This is a genomic window from Streptomyces sp. AV19, from assembly GCF_015999245.1.
Classification (GTDB): domain Bacteria; phylum Actinomycetota; class Actinomycetes; order Streptomycetales; family Streptomycetaceae; genus Streptomyces.
Window position 1 is genome coordinate 1 of sequence record NZ_JAEAMR010000015.1, and the last position, 19,778, is coordinate 19,778.

Genomic DNA, 19,778 nt, shown 5'->3' on the forward strand with positions numbered 1-19,778 from the left:
CCCGGCACCGCGCTCCGCGCGGTGCCGGGCCGAGGGCGAAGCCCCCGGTCAACGCGGCGAAGCCGCGTCGCGGGCCCCGGGGCGCAGCCCCGGAAGAAACGGTGAAAGGGCGGGGCCGGGGCGAAACAAACCCCCGCCACACCCACCCGTCCGGGTGAATCACGCACGCCCCCCCACCCGGGGAACCCGGCCGTCCCACGGCCACCACCCCGCAACCCGCGGGGAACCCACCCCCACCCCCTCGCGTACGATCTCCCCACCGACGCAGGCAAACGGGCCCGGCCGCGCGCCAAAGCGCCCCGCCTGCGACACCGCTCCGCAACTTCTTTGACAGGGAGGGGTCGCAGCCGTGGCTGCACGTCCCTTGCACGAGATCGTCGAAACCGGCTGGGCCACGGCGCTGGAACCCGTCGCCGGCCGGATCGCCTCGATGGGCGACTTCCTGCGCGCCGAGATCGCGGCAGGCCGCACCTATCTGCCCTCCGGCGCGAACGTGCTGCGCGCCTTCCAGCAGCCGTTCGACGACGTCCGGGTCCTCATCGTCGGCCAGGACCCCTACCCGACGCCGGGCCACGCGGTCGGCCTGAGCTTCTCCGTCGCCCCCGAGGTGCGCCCGCTGCCGGGCAGCCTGGAGAACATATACCGGGAGCTCAACACCGACCTCGGCCTGCCCCGGCCCTCCAACGGCGATCTGACGCCGTGGACGCGGCAGGGCGTGCTGCTGCTCAACAGGGCCCTGACGACCGCCCCGCGCAAGCCCGCCGCGCATCGCGGCAAGGGCTGGGAGGAGGTCACCGAGCAGGCCATCCGCGCCCTGGTGGCCCGCGGCAAGCCAATGGTCGCGATCCTGTGGGGGCGTGACGCGCGCAATCTGCGCCCGCTGCTGGGCGGTGTGCCGTGCGTGGAGTCCGCGCACCCGTCGCCCATGTCCGCGGACCGGGGCTTCTTCGGCTCGCGGCCGTTCAGCCGGGCCAACGACCTTCTGCTGGGCCAGGGTTCGGCTCCGGTGGACTGGCGGCTGCCCTGACCCCGCGCGCGGTAGGGTGCCCGCCATGACGGACCCTACGAACGCCCCCGCGGCGGCGCGGGCATGACGTCCGCCCAGGTGCTGGCGATCGACTCGGGGGGCTCGGGCGTCCGCGTCGCCGTCGCCCCCGCGGACGGCGACGGCCCCCCGCTGACCTGGTCCTCCCCCGAGCCCGTGCGCACCACGAGCGGCGGGATCGACGCCCGGGGCCTGCTCGGGCGCGTACTGCCCGCCGCCCGCGAACTGCTGCGCCGGGCACAGGCGCGGGAGTGCGCGGCCGTCTGCGTGGGCGCCGCCGGCATGGCCGGTCTGGGCGACGAGCTGCGGGCCGTCCTGCCCGCCGCCCTGCACGAGACGCTGGGCACCCGGCGGCTCGCGCTGGCCTCGGACGCCGTGACCGCCTACGCCGGGGCGATAGGCCAGACTCCGGGCGCCGTGGTCGCCGCGGGCACCGGTCTGGTCGCCCTCGGCACCGATCTGACCCCCGGCACCGGCTGGCGGCGCGCGGACGGCTGGGGGCACCTGCTCGGCGACTGCGGCGGCGGGGCGTGGATCGGCCGGGCGGGGCTGGAGGCCGCGCTGCGGGCCCACGATGGCCGCGACGGCGGATCGGCCGCCCTGCTGGCCCGGCTGGAGACCGTGCTGGGCCCGGCCGAGGAGCTGCCGGGCCTGCTCTACCCGCGCGCGGACCGGCCCGCCCTGCTGGCCTCCTTCGCGCCCGAGGTCGCCCGCTGCGCCGGGGACTGCCCGGTCGCCCGGGACGTCCTGCGGTCGGCCGCCCGCCACATCGCCGGGGCCGCCGCCGCGGTCTGCCGGCGCCCGGCGCCCGACGGGTCCGCGGACCCGTCTCCCGCGGTGGCCGTCACGGGCGGACTCCTGGGGCTCGGCGAGCCGCTGCTCGTACCCCTGCGCGAACAGTTGCGCATGCAACTTCCGCACGCCCGGCCGGCCGATGCCGAGGGAACGCCGCTGGACGGCGCGCTGTGCCTGGCCGCAGCGCTGCTGACGGAACGTCTGCTGCTGCCCGTCGACGGGACGCTGCTGCGCGTCATCGGGTGAACGTGTCTTCGAGGTTGACGGGGCACCCCCTCCACCCGTTGGATCAGCCACCCAATAAATCCGGACAGAGGTGACGTAACCTCCCCCCACCCGAACGGAGGAGTTCCCAACCGGATAACATGCGGCGCCATGAGCTCCCCCACAGGGCCCACGTCCGGCCTGCCTGTACGAATGCCCCGTCCCCGCCAGTCCGGGCGGCACCGGAGGCCGGAGCCCGTGACCGCGCCGACGGGTGCGCCCCCGCTGGTGCTCGCGGTGCCCGGCGCGCCCGGCCCGGCCGCCCGCCGCATCGCCGAGGAGATCCTCAGCATCGCCCGCTCCGAGCTGCCCGGCCTGGACGCGCGCATCGGCTACGCGGATGCCGAAGGGGGTGCCGACGGATATCCGGCGCTGGACGCCGTCCTCGGCTACGCCGCCGCCCAGCACAGCGCTCGCACCAGCGAAGCCGCCGCGTCGGCCGCCCAGGACGGCGGGGACGCGCCCGACTGGTCCCGGGGTCCGGCCGCCGTCGTCGTGCCGCTGCTGGCCGGCCCGGACACGGCCGTGCTGCGCCGCATACGCCAGTCGGTCGTGAGCAGCGGTTCGGCCTTCGAGCTGACCGACACCCTCGGCCCGCACCCGCTGCTCGCCGAGGCCCTGCACGTCCGCCTCTCCGAGGGCGGGCTGGCGCGCGCCGACCGCGCCCGGCTGTTCACCGTCACGACGGCCGCCGACGGCATCGTCCTGGCGACGGTCGGCGGCACCGAGGCCGCGCAGGCCGCGGGCATCACCGGCATGCTGCTGTCCGCGCGCCTGGCCGTGCCCGTCCTGGCCGCCCCGCTCGACGAGGAGGGCGCCGTCGCCCGCGCCGCCGACGAGCTGCGTGCCGCCGGCTCGCGGAACCTGGCCCTCGCGCCCTGCCTGATCGGTCCCGAGGCCGACGAGGCGCTGCCGTCCATGGCCGCCAAGGAGGCGGGCTGCGCGGCGGCCGAGCCGCTGGGCGCCTACCCGGCGATCGGCCGGCTCGTCCTCGCCAAGTACACCGAGCTGCTGGGCATCGTCACGCCGTCGCCGCTGGGCGCGCCGCTGCGCTGAGCCGTACGCGCTTCATCGCCGGGAGGGGCCTCTGCGGAGGCCCCTCCCGCGTTTCACGCGAAGACGACGCACGAGGCGGCGGGCACCGCGATCGCCCCGGCCCTCCGCGGTATCCCCGTGCCGGGTTCGACCGTGAACCATGTCACGTCGCCCGAGCGCTCGTTGGCGGCGTACAGCACTCCGCCGTGCGCCGTCAGGTGGCGCGGCCAGTGGCCACCGCAGTCCACGGTCGCGCGCAGCTCGGGCCGGTCGCCGTCGGCGTCGAGGGCGAGGACCGAGAGGGTGTCGTCACCGCGGTTGGCCGTCCACAGGAAGCGTCCGTCCGGGGAGATCACGGGCGTGGAGGGGTGGACGGGCGGCCCGTCCGTCCCCGGGGGGACGACGCGGGTCTCCCCCAGCGGCTCCAGCGTTCCGGACGCGGCGTCCCAGCGGCACACCGTCAGGGTCGGGTCGAGTTCGTTCAGGACGTACGCGCGGTGGCCGCGCGGGTGGAACACGAGCGTCCGGGGGCCGGTGCCCGGCCGGAGCGCGGTCTCGTGGTGCGGCACGGGGTCGCCGGTCGTCGCGTCGAGCGCCGAGATCCACACGGAGTCCGTGCCGAGGTCGACGGCGAGCAGCCAGCGGCCGGAGGGGTCGGGGACGACGGCGTGCGCGTGCGGGGCCGACTGCCGGTCGGGGACCGGGCCGTTGCCGTGGTGCGGGAGCACGGTGGTCGGTGCGCCGGGGGCGCCGGCCGAATCGTCGAGGGGCAGCGCACTCACGCTGCCCGAGCCGTAGTTGGCGGTGAACAGCCGCCGCCCGTCGGCCGCCAGGGCGAGGTGGGTGGGACCGTCGCCGCGGACGGGGACGGGGGCGCCGAGCGGCTCCGGGCGGTCGGGGTCGGCGGCGAGGGAGAAGGCGGCGACCGCTCCCTCACCGGTCTCGCTCACCGCGTAGAGGACGTCGCGGGTGGGAGAGAAGGCGAGGTAGGAGGGGTTGACGAGGGCGGTGTCGACGACGGCGGTGCGGGGTGTGGTGAGGGCACCGGGGCCGGTGCGGTCGTCGATGCGGGCGACGGTGATGCCGGGGCCTTGGGCGGTGGTGAAGGAGCCGATGTAGGCGCGGGGTGCTGCCTCCTGTGATGCCATGGGCTGACGCTACAGGGGGGGTGGTTCCGCCCCGGCCCCGCCCTTTCACCGTTTCCGCGGGGGCTGCGCCTCTTCGTAACCCCGGTGTGCGGGGCGGGGGGGCGAGGCACAGGGCGGGGCGAGGCACAGGGCACGCCGGGCCCGCGCTCTGCGCGGTGGGGCGGGGGCTCCGCGCGGAGCCCCCCTGAAGCGCCCTCCGGGCGCTGTCCTCAAGCTCCCCGGAGGGGGTAACCCCCAGACGGGCTGGATTCGTGCCCGGGCGCGCACTTCAGCCCGTCCGGCGTTTAGGACGAGCGGCGAAGCCGCGAAACGGGGTCCGGGGCGGAGCCCCGAATCCAGCCCGTCTGGGGGGGTGCCCCCCTCCGGGGAGCTTGAGGACAGGGCCAGGGCGCAGCCCCGGAGCGGAAACCCGTGGGGGGCCAGGGGCGCAGGGGGCGGAGCCCCCGCCTGCCGCGCGGAGCGCGGTGTCGGGGCCGGGGCTTGCCCCGGGAGAAACGGTGAAAGGGCGGGGCCGGGGCATACCCCCACCCACCCCTCACACCCGCAACGGCACCGCCAGCTCCCCCAACGCCCGCTCCAGCCCGTGCAGATGCGCCAGCGCCCCCTCCCCCGCCTGCAAGGGCGAGGGCAAAGACGAAGACGAAGACGCGAACGCGACCGGCGAAGCCGGGGCCGCGGCCCCCGGAGCCGTCAACGCCCCCACCGCCGCCTCCACCCGCGCACACGCCGCCGCCAGGCGGTCATCACGTGACGCCTCCGGATCCGCCGTGACCGACGCGAGCCCGCGCACCTCGCGGGCGCAGTCGTCCAGCAGGGCCAGCACCCGGCGGGCCCGCTCCTTGCGGGTGCGCAGCGGGCTCAGCGGGTGGACCAGCGGGGCGAGCGAGAGCCGCACCCGGCCGAGCAGCTGCTCCAGTTCGGCCACCCGCGGCCCGGGGTCGGCGTCCTCCGAGCCCGCGAGCCGCGCGGCCGCTTCTGCCGCGCACGCGTGGACGCAGCGCAGGGCGTGGCGGACCCAGGCGTCCGTCGTGGCGTGGGTGGTCACCGGCAGGACGAGGACGACCGCCAGCGCCGCGCCGAGCGCGCCGACGCCGGTCTCGGCCAGGCGCAGGGCCAGCAGCCCGGGGCCGAGGACGCCGAGGAGCCCGTAGAGCAGCCCGGCCATGACGGTCACGGCGAACATCATCCACGTGTAGGAGACGGGCGCCGAGTAGAAGATCCCGAAGACGCACGCCGCGACCAGGACGGCCGTGGGCAGGCCGGCCCCGTGCAGCGGGATCGCGACGACCACGCCGACGGCGATGCCGAGCACCGTGCCGAGCACCCGCCGGAAGCCGCGCACCAGGATGTCGCCCCGGGAGGCGGTGTTGACGAAGATCCACCACACGGCGCCGACGGCCCAGTACCAGCGCTCGTCGGACAGCAGCTGCCCCGCGCCCAGCGCGAGCGCCCCCGCGACGGTGGCCTGGACCGCCTGCCGGGTGGTCGTGCGGGCCAGCCCGGTCCCGGAGGGCGGGGGCGGGGCGGCGGCGGGCGTCAGCCCCCGCTCGTAGCACCACAGGCCGAAGCGGACGGTCGAGGAGACCGCCAGGGAGAGCAGGGTCGCGGCGCAGAGCTCGGGCAGCTGCCCGGGCACGGCGTGCAGGAACTGGGTCTCGAAGAAGGTCATGAACGCGAAGACCCCGAGCGCGTGCCCGCGCGGCCCCCACCGCCGGGCGTAGACCCCGGCGCCCAGGACGGCGAGGAAGACCGCGTCCCGGGCCCACGGCCAGTCGTGCAGCGCCGTTGCCGCGGCGAGCACGGGCAGGCCGGCCACCGGCAGCAGGGCGGTGGTGACGGCCTGGCCGCGGACCGTCGCGTCGGTGACGGTGAAGAGGGCGAGCAGCGCCGCGAGCCCGCCGGCGATGGCCGCGACGAGCGAGTGGCCGGCGAGCCCGCAGACGGCGACGGCCGCGCCGATGCCGAGGACGGCCCGGGCGCCGCTGCGCAGCCGCAGCCGGCCCGGGTCCGGAGCCACGAACACCCTCTTCAGCACCAGCACCCGCCCCTTTCGAGTTCCACGTTCCGGCATTGGTTTTCCGGCATGCAAAGGTCATGAAAAAGGCGCCGCGGAAGCATCCGCAGCGCCATCGACGACACCATCACACCATCTCGGCTGTCATTGGCTCAATAGTCGTCGCGTTCTCTGGGCCATTGGCCCAGCAACGGCTGATCGTTCCGGTCCAGGAGGGGGCCATTGGCCGGGCTGCAGCCGGATTCCCCTCTCCAGGCAGGCCAGGGCCCGGTCGAGGGTCTCGACGCAGTCCATGCCCGGGTCGCCCGCCCAGTCCAGGGAGACGGTCGGCATGACGCCGAAGACGGCGCCGACGTGGGCGCGCACCTCCGGATCGCCCGCCTCCCTCCCCTTCCTGCCGCCCGCGGAGAAGTCCGCTTCACCCCGTGGAGGCGGTCCGCCGGACCCGGGACCGGGCCATTGGTACAGTGACCGGGCCCTGCACCCGACCCCGAGGGAGCCGTTGGCCCATGGCCGTGGACGCCCTGGACGCGAAGATCCTGCGCCTGCTGCTGGAGCGGCCGCGCACCAGCGCGCGCGAGTACGCACGGCTGCTGGGCATCGCCCGGGGCACGCTGCAGGCCCGCCTGGACAAGCTGGAGCGCACCGGCGTGATCACCGGGACCGGGCCGCGCCTCTCCCCCGCCGCGCTCGGCCACCCGGTGCTGGCGTTCGTCCACATCGAGGTGACCCAGGGCCATCTGGACCCGGTCGCGGACGCGCTGGCGGAGGTGCCGGAGATCATCGAGGCGTTCTCCATCACCGGCGGCGGCGACCTGATGGCCCGTGTCGTCGCGCGGGACGCGGCGCATCTGGAGGACGTGATCCAGCGGCTGGTGCGGCAGACGGGCGTGGTGCGCACCCGTACGGAGATGGTGCTGCGCGAGCGGGTGCCCTACCGCATGGTGCCGCTGGTGGACGCGGTCGGCCGCGCGGCGGACCGCCGGGCCTGAACGGCAGCCCGTACGGCGCGTGTTGGCAGGTACCCCGGTGAACGCCCGTGAACCGTCGTGCGCCTGACGACCCGGGTTGCGGGAAAGCCGCAAAGGGGTGGGAGGATCAGGGGGTTCGACCCGGTTTCGAGTGAACCGGGACTAACCCGAGGAATGAGATGCATATGGTGCACATTGGGGGAAGACGGGCCCGCCGGTGGGGAGCCGGGCTGACCGCGTCGACCGCCGCTCTCGCCGTCGCCCTGCCGGCGACGGCCGCCGAGGCGGCGACCGGCCCGGCGGGGATCGCGGCCAAGGGCGCCTACCTGCTCGACAGCGGGGCCAACCGCGAGCTGTGGGGCAAGGCCGCCGACACCAAGCGGCAGATGGCCAGCACCACCAAGATCATGACTGCTGCCGTGGTGCTGGACACCAAGGGCGTCAACCTCAACAAGCAGATCACGGTCAAGAAGTCGTACCGCGACTACGTGGCGCGCGAGAAGGCCAGCACCGCGGACCTCCGCGTCGGCGACAAGCTGACGGTCCGGCAGCTGCTCTACGGCCTGATGCTGCCCTCCGGCTGCGACGCGGCGTACGCCCTCGCCGACAACTTCGGCACCGGCAAGACCGAGACCCAGCGCACCAAGTCGTTCATCGCCAAGATGAACGCCAAGGCCAAGACGCTGGGCATGAAGAACACCAAGTACGACTCCTTCGACGGCATATCGCAGTCCGGCGGGAACGTCTCCACTCCGCGCGACATCGCGAAGCTGGCCCGGCACGCGATGGGCAACGGCACGTTCGCCACCGTCGTCAAGTCGGCCAGCACCCGCCAGAAGGCGACGAACGTCAACCGCACCTACACCTGGTACAACACCAACCAGCTGCTGGGTTCGTACAAGGGCGCCGTCGGCATCAAGACCGGCACCGGCACCGCGGCGGGTCCGTGCCTGGTGTTCGCCGCCCAGCGCGGCAAGCGCACGGTCGTGGGCGTCATCCTCAACGACCCGGCCAAGCGTTACCCGGACGCGGTCAAGATGCTCGACTGGTCGTTCAAGACCAGCACCCCCAAGGTCAAGCTGCGCCAGCTGCCCAGCTTCGCCCAGAAGGACTGACGTCCCGGCGCCCGGGCCACGGTCCGGGCGCCCCCGCCCTCACCCCAGGAACGTCAGCCGCACCTGCCGGTGCGGATTGTCCACGTTCGTGTCCACCAGGCACACCGACTGCCAGGTCCCCAGCTCCAGCCGGCCGCCGAGCACCGGCAGGGTCGCGTGCGGCGGGACGAGGGCGGGCAGCACGTGGTCGCGGCCGTGGCCCGGGCTGCCGTGGCGGTGGCGCCAGCGGTCGTCCGCCGGGAGCAGGTCGTGCAGGGCCGCGAGCAGGTCGTCGTCGCTGCCCGCGCCGGTCTCCAGCACCGCCACACCGGCCGTGGCGTGCGGGACGAAGACGTTGAGCAGCCCGTCGCGGCCGCCCGCCGCCTCCCCCAGGAACGCTTCACAGTGACGGGTGAGGTCGTAGACGGTCTCCGAGGTGCCGGTGGTGATGTCGAGCACGTGGGTGCGGAAGCTGTCGCTCATGTCACCATCATCGCCCGCGCGCGGCGGGAAGATACCCCGGCCCCGTCCGGTTGGTAGAACCGTGAACAAAGTGGAGGTCGTGGTCGTCGGTGCCGGGCAGGCGGGCCTGTCCAGCGCCTACCACCTGCGACGCGACGGATTCGAGCCGGAACGGGACTTCGTCGTCCTGGACCGCGCGCCGCGGCCGGGCGGCGCCTGGCAGTACCGCTGGCCGACGCTGACGTACGGCAGGGTCCACGGCATGCACGCGCTGCCCGGCCTGCCGCTGACCGGGGCGGACGACGCCCGGCCGTCCTCCGAGGTGATCGGCGGCTACTTCGCCGACTACGAGGACGCCTTCGGCCTGCGGGTGCGCCGGCCCGTCGTGGTGCGGGCGGTGCGCGAGGGGGACGACGGGCGGCTGCGCGTCGAGACGTCGCAGGGAGTGTGGTCCGCGCGCGCCCTGATCAACGCGACCGGCACCTGGGACCGCCCCTTCTGGCCCCGTTACCCCGGTCAGGAACTCTTCCGCGGACGCCAGTTGCACACCGCGCAGTACCCGGGCCCCGCCGAGTTCGCCGGGCAGCGGGTCGTGGTCGTCGGCGGGGGCACCTCCGCCGTGCAGCACCTGATGGAGATCGCCGAGGTGGCGGCCGCGACGACCTGGGTCACCCGCCGGCCCCCGGTGTTCCGCGACGGCCCCTTCGACGAGACGCGCGGGCGGGACGCGGTGGCGCTCGTCGAGGAGCGGGTGCGGCAGGGACTGCCGCCGCAGAGCGTGGTGTCGGTGACGGGGCTGCCGATGACGGAGGCGATGCGCCGGGCCGAGGAGGCGGGGGTCCTCCACCGGCTGCCGATGTTCGACCGCCTCACCCCCACCGGTGTGGCCTGGGCCGACGGCACGGAGGCCGCCGCCGACACCATCCTGTGGGCCACCGGCTTCCGGGCCGCCCTCGACCATCTGGCGCCGCTGCGCCTGCGCGAGCCCGGCGGCGGCATCCGCGTCGAGGGCACGAGCGCGGTCCGTGATCCCCGGGTGCAGCTGGTCGGCTACGGCCCGTCGGCGAGCACGATCGGTGCCAACCGGGCGGGGCGTGACGCGGTGCGCGCGATACGGAAGTTGCTGAAGCCGTCCCCGGCGACGGAGGCCGCCGCCGGCGTCTGAGGGCCAGGGGTGACCCTGGCAGTGGTACGCACGGGGCGCATATGAAGCTCCGGTGTCTGGGTGGCTCCCCGGGCGGGCGGCAGGCTGTTTCCCGTCAGCAGAGATCATCTGAGGGGAAGTCAAAGCCATGACGACGACGGCAGAGCGGAACGGGACGAGGACGGCCTGGTCGGCGGGTTGGTCCGCGGCGATGCAGCGGCCGAGCACGGGTTTCGGGGAGAACTGGTCCGAGACCGGGTTCGACCGGCAGAGCGTGCGCCAGGTCGTCCGCGTCACCGGCGGCGGCACCACGGCCCGGGTGCGGTTGTCGAACCGCTACGGCACCCGCCCGCTGGAGGTGGGCGCGGCATCCGTCGCCCTCGCGGCGGAGGGGGCGGCCGTCCGGCCGGGCATGGTGCGCGCGCTGGCCTTCGGCGGGGCGTCCACGGTGCGGATACCGGCGGGCGGCGAGGTGTGGAGCGACGCGGTGGACCTGCGGACCGCGCCGTTCGACGCGGTGGCGGTGACGTTGTACTTCGCCGGTCCGACAGGGCCCGGGACCTTCCACTCGCAGGCGTGGACGGACAGTTACCGTGCGGCGGGCGACCGCACGCGGGAGGCCGGCGGCGCGGGCTTCGGGGAGACGACGCAGTCCTGGTACTACCTCGCGGACGTCGAGGTGGCCGGGGAGGGCGCCCACGAGGGGGCGGTCGTGGCCTTCGGCGACTCGATCACCGACGGCTTCGGCTCCACGCCGGGCACCGACCGGCGCTACCCGGACGCGCTCGCCGGCCGACTGGCTTCCGAGGGGCGGCGGTTGACCGTCCTCAACGCGGGCATCGGCGGGAACCTGCTGCTCCACGACTCGCCCTCGTTCGGCGACTCGGCGCTGGCGCGCTTCGAGCGGGACGTACTGGACCGGCCCGGGGTGCGGTCGGTGATCGTGCACGTGGGCCTGAACGACATCGGCTTCAGCGAGGTGGACCTGCCGTTGTACAAGCCGGATGTGCCGGTGTCGGCGGAGGAGTTGGTGGCCGGGCACCGGGAGCTGATCCGGCGCGCCCGCGACCGGGGCATCCGGGTCGTCGGCGGGACGATCCTGCCGTTCAAGGGGTCCGAGTACCACAACGCGCGTGCGGAGGCGAAGCGTTCGGCGGTCAACGCGTGGATCCGGGATTCCGGCGAGTACGACGCGGTGGCCGACTTCTCGGCGGCGCTGGTCTCGCGGGACGATCCCGAGGTGCTCGACCCTGCGTACGACTCGGGTGATCGCAAGCACCCCAACGATGCGGGGTACCGGCTGATGGCGGGGGCGGTGGATTTGGGCGCGTTGTGAGTCGGTGCTGAGGGGTGGGCGTTGTGCCCCTGGCCCTCCCCCAGAGGGGGTACCCCCTCTGGGGGAGGGCCAGGGGCAACTCCCCCAACCTCAGACCCCCGCCGACGCCGCCTGCGCATCCGCCCCCGGCCGCGCATCACGACGCACCAGCGCCGCATAACGGCCGTCGGCAGCGACCAGTTGGTCATGCGTACCGCGCTCCGCCATCCGCCCGCCGTCGAGGACGACGATCTGGTCCGCCCTGCGGACCGTGGACAGCCGGTGGGCGATCGTGATCGTGGTACGCCCCGCCGAGAGCGCGTCGATGGCACGCTGCACGGCGTGCTCGGTGCGCGTGTCCAGGGCGGACGTGGCCTCGTCCAGGATGAGGACGGGCGGGTCGCGCAGGATGGTCCGGGCGAGTGCGAGGCGCTGCTTCTCGCCGCCGGAGAAGCGGTGGCCCCGCTCGCCGACCACGGTGTCGTAGCCGTCGGGAAGGGCGGCGATGTGGTCGTGGATCTGGGCGGCCCGCGCGGCGGCGCGGATCTCCTCGTCGGTGGCGTCGGGCTTGGCGAAGCGCAGGTTGTCGGCGACGGAGGCGTGGAAGAGGTAGGTCTCCTGGGAGACGATGCCGACGGCCCGGGAGAGGGTGTCGAAGTCCAGGTCGCGGACGTCCGTGCCGTCGATGAGGACGCGGCCGCCGGTGACGTCGTAGAGCCGGGGGACGAGATGGCCCAGCGTGCTCTTGCCGGAGCCGGTGGGGCCGACGACGGCGAGGCTCGTTCCGGCGGGGACGTCGAGGTCGATGCCGTCGAGGGTGGTGCGGGCGGCGTCGTAGGCGAAGGTGACGCCGTCGAAGCGGACCTCGCCGCGGATCTTCTCCAGGCGGACGGGACGCTCGGGTTCGGTGATCTCCACGGGGAGGTCGAGGTACTCGAAGATGCGCTGGAAGAGGGCGAGCGAGGTCTGCACCTGGACGCCGGTGGACAGCAGGGAGACGGTCGGCCGCAGCAGTCCCTGCTGGAGGGAGACGAAGGCGACCAGGGTGCCCAGCGATATGGCCGGGCCGCCGGTCTTGAGGGCGACGCCGGCCGCCCAGTAGAGGACGGCGGGCATGGCGGCCATGACGATGCCGATGGTGGACATCCGCCAGCGCCCGGCCATGCTGGCCCGCACCTCCAGCCCGACGAGCTGCTCGGACTCCTTCGAGAAGGCGGCGGTCAGCGAGTCGGCGCGGCCCATGGTGCGGCCGAGCAGGATGCCGCTGACCGAGAGCGACTCGGTGACCATCGTGGCCATGGCGGCCATCTGCTTCTGCCGCTGTGAGGTGATCTTCTTCCGCTCGCGGCCCACCCGGTGGCTGATCCACACGAACAGCGGCAGCAGGAGCAGCGAGACCGCGGTGAGCCGCCAGTCCAGGGCGAGCATGGCGGCGATCGTGGCGACCACGCTGGTGAGGTTGGAGACCAGCGAGGTGGCGGTGGAGGTCACGGTGGCCTGCATGCCGCCGATGTCGTTGGCGATGCGGGACTGGACCTCGCCGGTGCGGGTCCGGGTGAAGAAGGCCAGCGGCATGCCCTGGAGCCGGGCGTAGACCGAGGAGCGCAGGTCGTGCATCACGCGCTGGCCGACGGTGGTGGAGATCAGCGTCTGGAGCACGCCGAAGACGCTGTTCACCACGGCGGCGGCGATCATGCCCAGGGCGAGCAGGGTCAGCAGCCCGGTCCGGCCGTCGGGGATGGCGACGTCGAGGACCTCGCGCAGCAGGAACGGCGAGGCGACGGTGACCAGGGACGAGGCGGCCACGAGCAGGCCGACGACGGCGAGCCGGCCGCGGTAGGGACGGAAGAGGCGCAGGATGCGGCGCACCTGCGCGGGACGCTCGGGATCGGCGGGTGGCGGGGTCCATTCCGGTTCATCGGGACGCATGTCGGGACGCATGGGCTCCTTCGGCGCGGTCGGCTCCGCCGCCCGGTGGCGGCCGGAGGTGGGGGGCGGGACGGCAGGACGGAGCAGCGCGGCCGGCCGGGTCCGGCCACTCAGCAGAGCATAGCTCACTGTTACCTATACTCACAATGCACGGAGTCCTGATAGCCTGACCCGATGACCGTCCCCGACACGTCCGGACAGCTCGCCGAGCAGTTGCTGCGGCTGACCCGCAGGCTCAACCGGGCGCAGAAGCGCTATCTGGACCCGGTGGGCATCACGCCCGCCCAGTCCCGGCTGCTGCGCAGCGTCGCGCACTGCGAGGCCCCGCCGCGCATGGCCGACCTGGCCGAGCGGCTGGAGGTGGTCCCCCGGGCGGTCACCACGCTGGTCGACGCCCTGGAGGCGAACGGCGCGGTGCGCCGGGTGCCCGACCCGGCCAGCCGCCGGGTGATCCGCATCGAGCTGACCGACCGCGGCCGGGAGACCCTGCGCGCCCTGCGCGAGGCGCGGCGCGCGGCGGTGGAGGAGATCCTCTCGCCGCTGACCGCCGAGCAGCGCGAGGTGCTCGGCGGTCTGCTGGGCGAGCTCATGCAGGGGCCGGCCCCGCACCGCCACTGACAGCGCCCGAGGCGGTCAGCAGCGCGAGCGGTCCTCCGTCAGCTCCCCCTGGGCCGTGGCCAGCGTCCGGTCCCAGCAGCTCCCGGGCCCCAGGAGGCGGTGGCGCTCCCGGGAGACCCCGGTCGCGTGCCGCTGGTCGCGCGGCACGTTCTGGTTGTACTCGGCGTCGCCGCTGTAGGTGTCGTCCAGCCGCGACCAGCCGGTCCTCCGGCCGCCCCGCAGTGTGACGCTGTCGGCCCGGTCCCCGGCCGTCATCACCGTCCGCAGCCGCGGGCCCGCGGCGCCGGTGATCTCGCCGTCCATCGTGTACGCGCGATGGGTGCGCGTCGTGACGGCGGGCCCCCGCCCGCGCACGGTGACGCTCTCGTCGTCGGTCCAGCGGGCGTCCAGCGCGTCGGTGTCCTCGCCCGCCGTCCAGCGGTGCACGGAGGAGGCGTCGACCCGGCGGGCGACAGTGGTGGCGACCCGGCCGTGCGAGGTGTCCAGGTAGCCGGAGACCGTCAGGGAGTGGTGGCCTTCGGCGGTGACCCGGTGCTCGGTGCCGGGCCGGTAGGCGGTGCCGCCGCCTGGAGTGCCCTCTTCATAAGAAGTGACGGCGCCGGTGACGCGGGACGCCCCGGCGTCCTGCCAGACCAGGACGTTGGTGGGCGTGCTCCAGCCGCTCTGTCCCTCGGGAACCCCGGCGACGGACACCGTGATCCGGTGCGGCTTCCCGTCGTTCAACTGCCCGGCGAAGGGCGTCAGATCGTATTCGACGGGCCGGACGTCGAAGGCGCGCGGCCCGGGGATCACGTACCAGAGGAAAGGATTCGACCAGCCGCCGGTCCACACGGTCGGATGGGGTGCGGCGATGCCGGCGAGCTTTCCGTCCACCGCGATCCGCACCTCGCGGTGCGGTCCGCCGGCGGCCTTGCAGGAGTACGGCGCGGCCTCGGGGACCGCGAGGTACCAGAACTCCTCGCAGCCGCCGCCGGATCCGGTCGCGTAGACCTCGGCCACGATCCGCTCGCTGTTGCGCGGCACGGTCAGCGCGCCCTCGTACGCCGTGCCCGCCTCGTGCGCGCCGTCCAGGGTGAGGACCCGGTCCGGGGTCGCCGCGGGCTTCACCCGTCCCTCGGCGGCGTAGAAGGTCAGGGTCGCCTTCACCTTGATGACGCCGGTGTAGGTCTCGTTGACGGTGTTGCCGATGAGCATCTCGACGGGCTGTCCGGTGCGCAGGGTGGCGGCGTAGCGGGTGACGTCCTTCTCGACGTGCCAGGTGATGCCCTCGGGCGAGGGTTCGGGGGTGGAGGTGCGCAGGACCTCGACGCCGCCGATGCGCAGATAGCCCAGCCGGTCGTACTGCCGGCCGGCCACGGAGCCGTCGAGGCGCAGGACCACCTTGTTCCAGCGGTCCCCGCAGCCCTCGGGGGGCGCGTAGGAGCCTTTGTAGGGCGTGTAGTCGCGGAACTCGGTGTCCGCGACCGTGACGTGGCAGGAAGTGGTGTCGGGAGTGGCCACCGGAGGGCCGGCGGTTATCGGGTCGTGCCAGTCGGTGCCGAACTCGGCGGGCGGCCCCGCGGCGGCCGCGGGAGCCGCACCCAGCGCGAGGGCGGTGACCGCGGCGCACAGGGCGAGCAACAGTCGTCTCATGGGGTGGGAGTGAAGCGTGCCGCACGGCAGTGCACCAGTACGCCTTTGGCCTGCTTCCGGCGGACGGCGGCCGGACGGCGGCCGGGGGACGGCCGGGCAGCGGCCGGACGGCGGTCAGGCAGCGGCCGGACGGCGGGAAAAACCGGTTGAGCGCGGCGCCCCGACCCGCGACGCTGGATCAACTCCCGCTCGTTCCGCCTCCCCTGGGACTCCATGCGAATCCGTGATCTCCCCTATCCCGACCCCGGTGTGCCCGACGTCCGTTCGGGCCCGCGCTTCCTGTACTGGCTCTCCCGGCATCAACTCGGCGGCCAGGCCAAGGCCCTGGCCTGGGGCGTGCTCCACATGGCCGCCGTGGCGACGCTCCCGCTGGCGGTGGGCATGACCGTGCAGGCGGTGGTGGACCGCTCAGGTGCCCGGCTGACGGCGGCCGGGGCGCTGATCCTCGCGCTGGCGCTGCTCACGGCGCTCGGTGACACGATGCTCCATCGCGCGGCCGTCAGCAATTGGATCACCTCGGCGGCCCGGGTGCAGCAGCTCCTGGCGCGCCGGACGGCCGAGTTGGGCGCCACACTGACCCGGCGGGTGGCCGCGGGCGAGGTGGTGGCGGTGAGCGCCGGCGACGTGGAGCGCATCGGCTGGTTCGTCGAGGCCCAGTCGCGCTTCCTGTCCGCGGCGGTCACCTCGGTGGCCGTCTGCGTCGCCCTGGTGGTCTACCAGCCGGCGCTCGGCGCGGTCGTCGCGGCCGGGGTTCCCGTACTGGCCCTGGCCGTCCTGCCGTTGCTGCCGCGCGCGACCCGGCGAGCCGACGAGCAGCGGGAGGTGGCCGGGCACGCCACGGAGCTGGCCGCCGACACCGTCGCGGGCCTGCGGGTGCTGCGGGGCATCGGCGGCGAGGAACTGTTCCTCGCGCGCTACCGGCGCGCCTCGCAGGAGGTGCGGGCGAAGGCGGTGCGCAGCGCCCGGATGTGGGCGCTGATCGCCGCGGTGCAAGTGGCGCTGCCGGGGCTGCTGATGATCGCGGTGGTCTGGTACGGCGTCGGCCTGGTGCGCGACGGCCGGGTCGGGGTGGGCGAGTTGGTGACCGTGTACGGCGTGGTCACCTTCCTGCTGTACCCCCTGCGGCAGGTGGAGGAGATCGCGATGGCCTGGTCGTTCGCCGGACCGTCGGCGCGGCGCGCGGCCCGGCTGCTGGCGCTGCGGCGCACGGACTCCGCCGTCGTGGACGGTCCGGCCCCCGGCCTCACGGGCGACCTGCGGGACCCTGAGAGCGGACTCGAGGCGCCGTACGGGCAGTTGACGGCGGTGGTGTGCGGCGACCCGGACGCGGCCGGGCGGCTGGCCGACCGGCTCGGCGGGCACGCCCCGCAGGGCACCGCGGGGGTGCCGTCGGCGCTGCTGGGCGGGGTGGCGCTGGACGAGGTGCCGCTGTCGGCGGCGCGCGCGGCGGTGCTGGTGCAGGACAAGGACCCGGTGCTGCTGTCGGGCACGCTCGCGGAGCTGCTGGACGTGCCGTCGTCGGGCCGGGTGACGGCGGACGCGGCGCTGACGGCGGCGCAGTGCGGGGACGTCCTCGCCTCGCTGGAACGCTCGATGGCCGATCCGTCGGCGGGGCCGATGGGCGCGCACGTCACCGAGCGCGGCCGCTCGCTGTCGGGCGGCCAGCGGCAACGTCTGGCGCTGGCCCGCTCGTTGGTGACGGACCCGGAGGTGCTGGTGCTCGACGAGCCGACGTCCGCGGTGGACGCCCACACCGAGGCGCGGATCGCCGACGGCCTGCGGGAGCTGCGCGCGGGCCGGACGACGGTGGTGTTCACCTCCAGCCCGCTGCTGCTCGACCGGGCGGACCGGGTGGTGCTGGTCCGCGACGGCAAGGCGGTGGCGGAGGGCCGGCACGGGGAACTGCTGCGCACGACCCCGGAGTACCGGGCGGCCGTCACCCGGGAGACCGCCGGAGAGCGACAGATCGGAGAGCCCGCGTGATCGGCGTACCGCCCCCGCCCTTCGATCCGGCCGCCCCGGAGTCGGCCACGACCCTGCCCGTCGGCGGGCCCGCCACCGTGCGCCGCTGCGTACGGGAGCTGCTGCGCCGGCACCGCCGGGCGCTCGCCCTGCTGGTGACCGTCAACGCGGTCGCCGTGGTCGCCTCGATGGTGGGCCCGTACCTGCTGGGCAGGCTCGTCGAGGACCTGTCGGCGGGCGGCCGGGACGTCCAACTGGGCCGGGCCGTCTCGCTGTTCGCGGTGGCGCTGGCGGTGCAGACGCTCTTCACCCGGCTGGTGCGGGTGCGCGGCGTGGTCCTCGGCGAGGAGATGCTCGCCGACCTGCGGGAGGACTTCCTCGTCCGCTCCGTGCGGCTGCCGCCGGGCGTGCTGGAGCGGGCCGGCACCGGCGATCTGCTCTCCCGGATCACCACCGACGTGGACCGGCTGGCGAACGCCATGCGCGAGGCCGTGCCCGAGCTGGCCATCGGCGTGGTGTGGGGCGTGCTGCTCCTCGGGGCGCTGACCGCGACCGCGCCGCCGCTGGCGCTGTCCGTCCTGGTGGCGCTCCCGCTGCTGATCGTCGGCTGCCGCTGGTACTTCCCGCGCGCCCCGCGCGCCTACCGGTCCGAGGCGGCCGGGTACGCCGCGGTCTCCGCGGTGCTGGCGGAGACGGTGGACGCCGGCCGCACCGTCGAGGCGCACCGCCTGGGCGCGCGCCGCGTCGCGCTCTCCGACCGCCGGATCCGCGAGTGGACCCGCTGGGAACGGCACACCCTCTGGCTGCGCACGGTCTTCTATCCCGTGGTCAACCTGACCCACATGCTGGTGATCGGCTCCGTGCTGGTCCTCGGCGGGATCTTCGTGCTGCGCGGCTGGATCTCGGTGGGGCAGCTGACGACGGGCGCGCTGTTCGCGCAGATGCTGACCGAGCCGGTCGGGATCGTGCTGCGCTGGTACGACGAGCTCCAGGTGGCCCAGGTGTCGCTGGGCCGGCTGGTGGGGGTGCGCGAGATCGAGCCCGACGGCGGCGACGAGCGGGTCCGGCCCGCGGGCCGGGACGTCCGGGCGGACGGCGTCCGCTTCGCCTACGGCGCGGACGACGCCGACGTGCTCCACGGCGTCTCCCTCGACGTGCCGCCGGGTACCCGGCTCGCCCTCGTCGGCCCGTCGGGGGCGGGCAAGTCGACGCTCGGCCGGCTGCTCGCCGGGATCTACGCGCCGCGGGAGGGCAAGGTGACGCTGGGCGGCGCGGAGCTGGCCCGGATGCCGACGGAGCGGGTGCGCCGGCATGTGGCGCTGGTCAACCAGGAGCACCACGTCTTCGTCGGGTCCCTGCGTGACAACCTGCTGCTGGCCCGGGGGGACGCCGGGGACGACGAGCTGTGGTCGGCGCTCGGCGCGGTCGACGCGGACGGCTGGGCGCGGGCCCTGGACGGCGGCCTGGACGCGGAGGTGGGCTCGGGCGGGCTGGCGCTCACTCCGGCGCAGGCGCAGCAGGTCGCGCTGGCGCGGCTGGTCCTGGCCGATCCGCACACGCTCGTCCTGGACGAGGCGACCTCGCTGCTCGACCCGCGCGCGGCCCGGCATCTGGAGCGGTCGCTGGCGAAGGTGCTGGAGGGGCGGACGGTGGTGGCGATCGCGCACCGGCTGCACACGGCGCATGACGCGGACGTGATCGCCGTGGCGGAGGACGGCCGGATCAGCGAGCTGGGCAGCCATGCCGAACTGGTCGCGGCGGAGGGGGCGTACGCGGCGCTGTGGCGCTCCTGGCATCGGTAGGCGCGCCGGTGCCGGGCTTCCGCGCGCCGGGCGCGTGCCGTTGTCGTGCCGGATTCGGCGGGAACGCTGGCCGAAAAGGGACGGGAACGGGGAGGAGGAGGCGACGGTGTTCGATCTCAAGGCCGAAGCGGACATGCGGTTGCATTCGGACCGGGTGGCGGCGGAGTTGGCGCGGGCGCGCCGGGAGGCGGAGGAGCGGGCGGCGCTCGGGCCGCGCGGCAAGGCGGAGGAGACGGTGGGTGGGGGTGAGCGGGAGTAGGTGTGCCCCGGCCCCTTCCCCAGAGGGGGCACCCCCACTTTCACCGTTTCTTCCGGGGCGAAGCCCCCGGGCCCGCAACGCGGCTTCGCCGCGTTGACCGGGGGCTGCGCCCCCTGGGCCCCCGAAGCGCCCTTCGGGCTCCCCCAGAGGGGGTACCCCCAGTCCTCAAGCGCCGGACGGGCTGGTTTTCGCGCCCGCACCGGATACCGCCCGCGCGGATATTGCCCGCACCGAATATCCAGCCCGGGCGCGCCGATCCAGCCCGTCCGGCGTTTGAGGACGAGCGGCG

Annotated in this window: 17 protein-coding genes; 11 read left to right on the top strand and 6 right to left on the bottom strand. The window is 74.7% G+C overall.

What is annotated here, in order from left to right:
- The first annotated feature begins 349 nt into the window (after nt 1-349).
- The 3 genes from I5Q34_RS23580 (at nt 350) to I5Q34_RS23590 (ending at nt 3,160) form a co-directional block, all read left to right on the top strand.
- Nucleotides 350-1,027 carry a uracil-DNA glycosylase gene (locus I5Q34_RS23580; protein ID WP_199894393.1) on the top strand — a complete coding sequence of 226 codons (678 nt, stop codon included), beginning with the start codon at nt 350-352 and terminating at the stop codon, nt 1,025-1,027.
- Nucleotides 1,028-1,090: 63 nt separating this feature from the next.
- On the top strand, nt 1,091-2,086 hold the full coding sequence (locus tag I5Q34_RS23585) for an N-acetylglucosamine kinase (protein WP_199894394.1): 996 nt from the start codon (nt 1,091-1,093) through the stop codon (nt 2,084-2,086).
- A gap of 129 nt (nt 2,087-2,215) precedes the next feature.
- Nucleotides 2,216-3,160: a hypothetical protein gene (locus I5Q34_RS23590; protein ID WP_199894395.1), complete on the top strand. Its 945-nt coding sequence runs from the start codon at nt 2,216-2,218 to the stop codon at nt 3,158-3,160.
- A 53-nt stretch (nt 3,161-3,213) separates the two neighbouring features.
- Here I5Q34_RS23590 and I5Q34_RS23595 read toward each other — a convergent pair whose 3' ends face one another.
- The 3 genes from I5Q34_RS23595 to I5Q34_RS36135 form a co-directional block, all read right to left on the bottom strand.
- The gene (locus I5Q34_RS23595) at nt 3,214-4,287 is read right to left on the bottom strand and encodes a lactonase family protein (RefSeq protein WP_199894396.1); all 1,074 of its coding nucleotides are present in this window, start codon (nt 4,285-4,287) and stop codon (nt 3,214-3,216) included.
- A gap of 535 nt (nt 4,288-4,822) precedes the next feature.
- Nucleotides 4,823-6,322 carry an FUSC family protein gene (locus I5Q34_RS23600; RefSeq protein ID WP_199894397.1) on the bottom strand — a complete coding sequence of 500 codons (1,500 nt, stop codon included), beginning with the start codon at nt 6,320-6,322 and terminating at the stop codon, nt 4,823-4,825.
- A gap of 123 nt (nt 6,323-6,445) precedes the next feature.
- Nucleotides 6,446-6,889: a hypothetical protein gene (locus I5Q34_RS36135; protein WP_347343480.1), complete on the bottom strand. Its 444-nt coding sequence runs from the start codon at nt 6,887-6,889 to the stop codon at nt 6,446-6,448.
- Here I5Q34_RS36135 and I5Q34_RS23605 point away from each other — a divergent pair.
- Entirely contained in the window at nt 6,811-7,293 is a 483-nt protein-coding gene (locus I5Q34_RS23605; RefSeq protein ID WP_199894398.1) for an Lrp/AsnC family transcriptional regulator, read from the top strand. The genes I5Q34_RS36135 and I5Q34_RS23605 overlap by 79 nt on opposite strands.
- Before the next feature lie 164 nt (nt 7,294-7,457).
- Entirely contained in the window at nt 7,458-8,387 is a 930-nt protein-coding gene (locus I5Q34_RS23610; RefSeq protein WP_199894399.1) for a D-alanyl-D-alanine carboxypeptidase family protein, read from the top strand.
- Between the two features lie 39 nt (nt 8,388-8,426).
- Here the strand turns inward: I5Q34_RS23610 and I5Q34_RS23615 are convergent, their stop codons facing one another.
- Nucleotides 8,427-8,849 (bottom strand): YjbQ family protein, encoded by a 423-nt coding sequence (locus I5Q34_RS23615; protein WP_199894400.1) that lies wholly within the window; start codon nt 8,847-8,849, stop codon nt 8,427-8,429.
- A gap of 61 nt (nt 8,850-8,910) precedes the next feature.
- Here I5Q34_RS23615 and I5Q34_RS23620 point away from each other — a divergent pair, with 61 nt between their 5' ends.
- Together I5Q34_RS23620 and I5Q34_RS23625 are read left to right on the top strand one after the other, a co-directional pair.
- Nucleotides 8,911-9,993 carry an NAD(P)-binding domain-containing protein gene (locus tag I5Q34_RS23620; RefSeq protein WP_277965745.1) on the top strand — a complete coding sequence of 361 codons (1,083 nt, stop codon included), beginning with the start codon at nt 8,911-8,913 and terminating at the stop codon, nt 9,991-9,993.
- A gap of 127 nt (nt 9,994-10,120) precedes the next feature.
- Nucleotides 10,121-11,308: an SGNH/GDSL hydrolase family protein gene (locus I5Q34_RS23625; protein WP_199894402.1), complete on the top strand. Its 1,188-nt coding sequence runs from the start codon at nt 10,121-10,123 to the stop codon at nt 11,306-11,308.
- Nucleotides 11,309-11,398: 90 nt separating this feature from the next.
- Here I5Q34_RS23625 and I5Q34_RS23630 read toward each other — a convergent pair whose 3' ends face one another.
- Complete coding sequence (locus I5Q34_RS23630; RefSeq protein ID WP_199894548.1) at nt 11,399-13,216, bottom strand: ABC transporter ATP-binding protein; 1,818 nt, start codon at nt 13,214-13,216, stop codon at nt 11,399-11,401.
- 174 nt (nt 13,217-13,390) lie between these two features.
- Here I5Q34_RS23630 and I5Q34_RS23635 point away from each other — a divergent pair, with 174 nt between their 5' ends.
- Nucleotides 13,391-13,834 carry a MarR family winged helix-turn-helix transcriptional regulator gene (locus I5Q34_RS23635; RefSeq protein ID WP_199894403.1) on the top strand — a complete coding sequence of 148 codons (444 nt, stop codon included), beginning with the start codon at nt 13,391-13,393 and terminating at the stop codon, nt 13,832-13,834.
- 15 nt (nt 13,835-13,849) lie between these two features.
- Here I5Q34_RS23635 and I5Q34_RS23640 read toward each other — a convergent pair whose 3' ends face one another.
- Nucleotides 13,850-15,466 carry a peptide-N4-asparagine amidase gene (locus I5Q34_RS23640; RefSeq protein ID WP_199894404.1) on the bottom strand — a complete coding sequence of 539 codons (1,617 nt, stop codon included), beginning with the start codon at nt 15,464-15,466 and terminating at the stop codon, nt 13,850-13,852.
- A gap of 213 nt (nt 15,467-15,679) precedes the next feature.
- Here I5Q34_RS23640 and I5Q34_RS23645 point away from each other — a divergent pair, with 213 nt between their 5' ends.
- The 3 genes from I5Q34_RS23645 to I5Q34_RS23655 all read left to right on the top strand — a co-directional run bounded on the left by I5Q34_RS23645 (nt 15,680) and on the right by I5Q34_RS23655 (nt 19,489).
- The gene (locus I5Q34_RS23645; RefSeq protein ID WP_199894405.1) at nt 15,680-17,449 is read left to right on the top strand and encodes an ABC transporter ATP-binding protein; all 1,770 of its coding nucleotides are present in this window, start codon (nt 15,680-15,682) and stop codon (nt 17,447-17,449) included.
- A complete protein-coding gene (locus tag I5Q34_RS23650; RefSeq protein WP_199894406.1) occupies nt 17,446-19,230 on the top strand; it encodes an ABC transporter ATP-binding protein in 1,785 nt (594 codons plus the stop codon). The genes I5Q34_RS23645 and I5Q34_RS23650 overlap by 4 nt, the downstream gene beginning before the upstream one ends.
- Before the next feature lie 106 nt (nt 19,231-19,336).
- Nucleotides 19,337-19,489, top strand: coding sequence for a hypothetical protein (locus tag I5Q34_RS23655; protein ID WP_199894407.1), 153 nt, complete (start codon nt 19,337-19,339; stop codon nt 19,487-19,489).
- Nucleotides 19,490-19,778: the final 289 nt, after the last annotated feature.

Excerpts from the sequence above, each read along its gene's own strand:
- I5Q34_RS23590 (WP_199894395.1), top strand. The coding sequence starts at position 2,216 with ATGAGCTCCCCCACAGGGCCCACGTCCGGCCTGCCTGTACGAATGCCC.
- I5Q34_RS23645 (WP_199894405.1), top strand. The coding sequence starts at position 15,680 with ATGCGAATCCGTGATCTCCCCTATCCCGACCCCGGTGTGCCCGACGTC.
- I5Q34_RS23605 (WP_199894398.1), top strand. The coding sequence starts at position 6,811 with ATGGCCGTGGACGCCCTGGACGCGAAGATCCTGCGCCTGCTGCTGGAG.
- I5Q34_RS23625 (WP_199894402.1), top strand. The coding sequence starts at position 10,121 with ATGACGACGACGGCAGAGCGGAACGGGACGAGGACGGCCTGGTCGGCG.
- I5Q34_RS23630 (WP_199894548.1), bottom strand. The coding sequence starts at position 13,216 with ATGCGTCCCGATGAACCGGAATGGACCCCGCCACCCGCCGATCCCGAG.
- I5Q34_RS23585 (WP_199894394.1), top strand. The coding sequence starts at position 1,091 with ATGACGTCCGCCCAGGTGCTGGCGATCGACTCGGGGGGCTCGGGCGTC.
- I5Q34_RS23640 (WP_199894404.1), bottom strand. The coding sequence starts at position 15,466 with ATGAGACGACTGTTGCTCGCCCTGTGCGCCGCGGTCACCGCCCTCGCG.
- I5Q34_RS23635 (WP_199894403.1), top strand. The coding sequence starts at position 13,391 with ATGACCGTCCCCGACACGTCCGGACAGCTCGCCGAGCAGTTGCTGCGG.
- I5Q34_RS23595 (WP_199894396.1), bottom strand. The coding sequence starts at position 4,287 with ATGGCATCACAGGAGGCAGCACCCCGCGCCTACATCGGCTCCTTCACC.
- I5Q34_RS23615 (WP_199894400.1), bottom strand. The coding sequence starts at position 8,849 with ATGAGCGACAGCTTCCGCACCCACGTGCTCGACATCACCACCGGCACC.
- I5Q34_RS23610 (WP_199894399.1), top strand. The coding sequence starts at position 7,458 with ATGGTGCACATTGGGGGAAGACGGGCCCGCCGGTGGGGAGCCGGGCTG.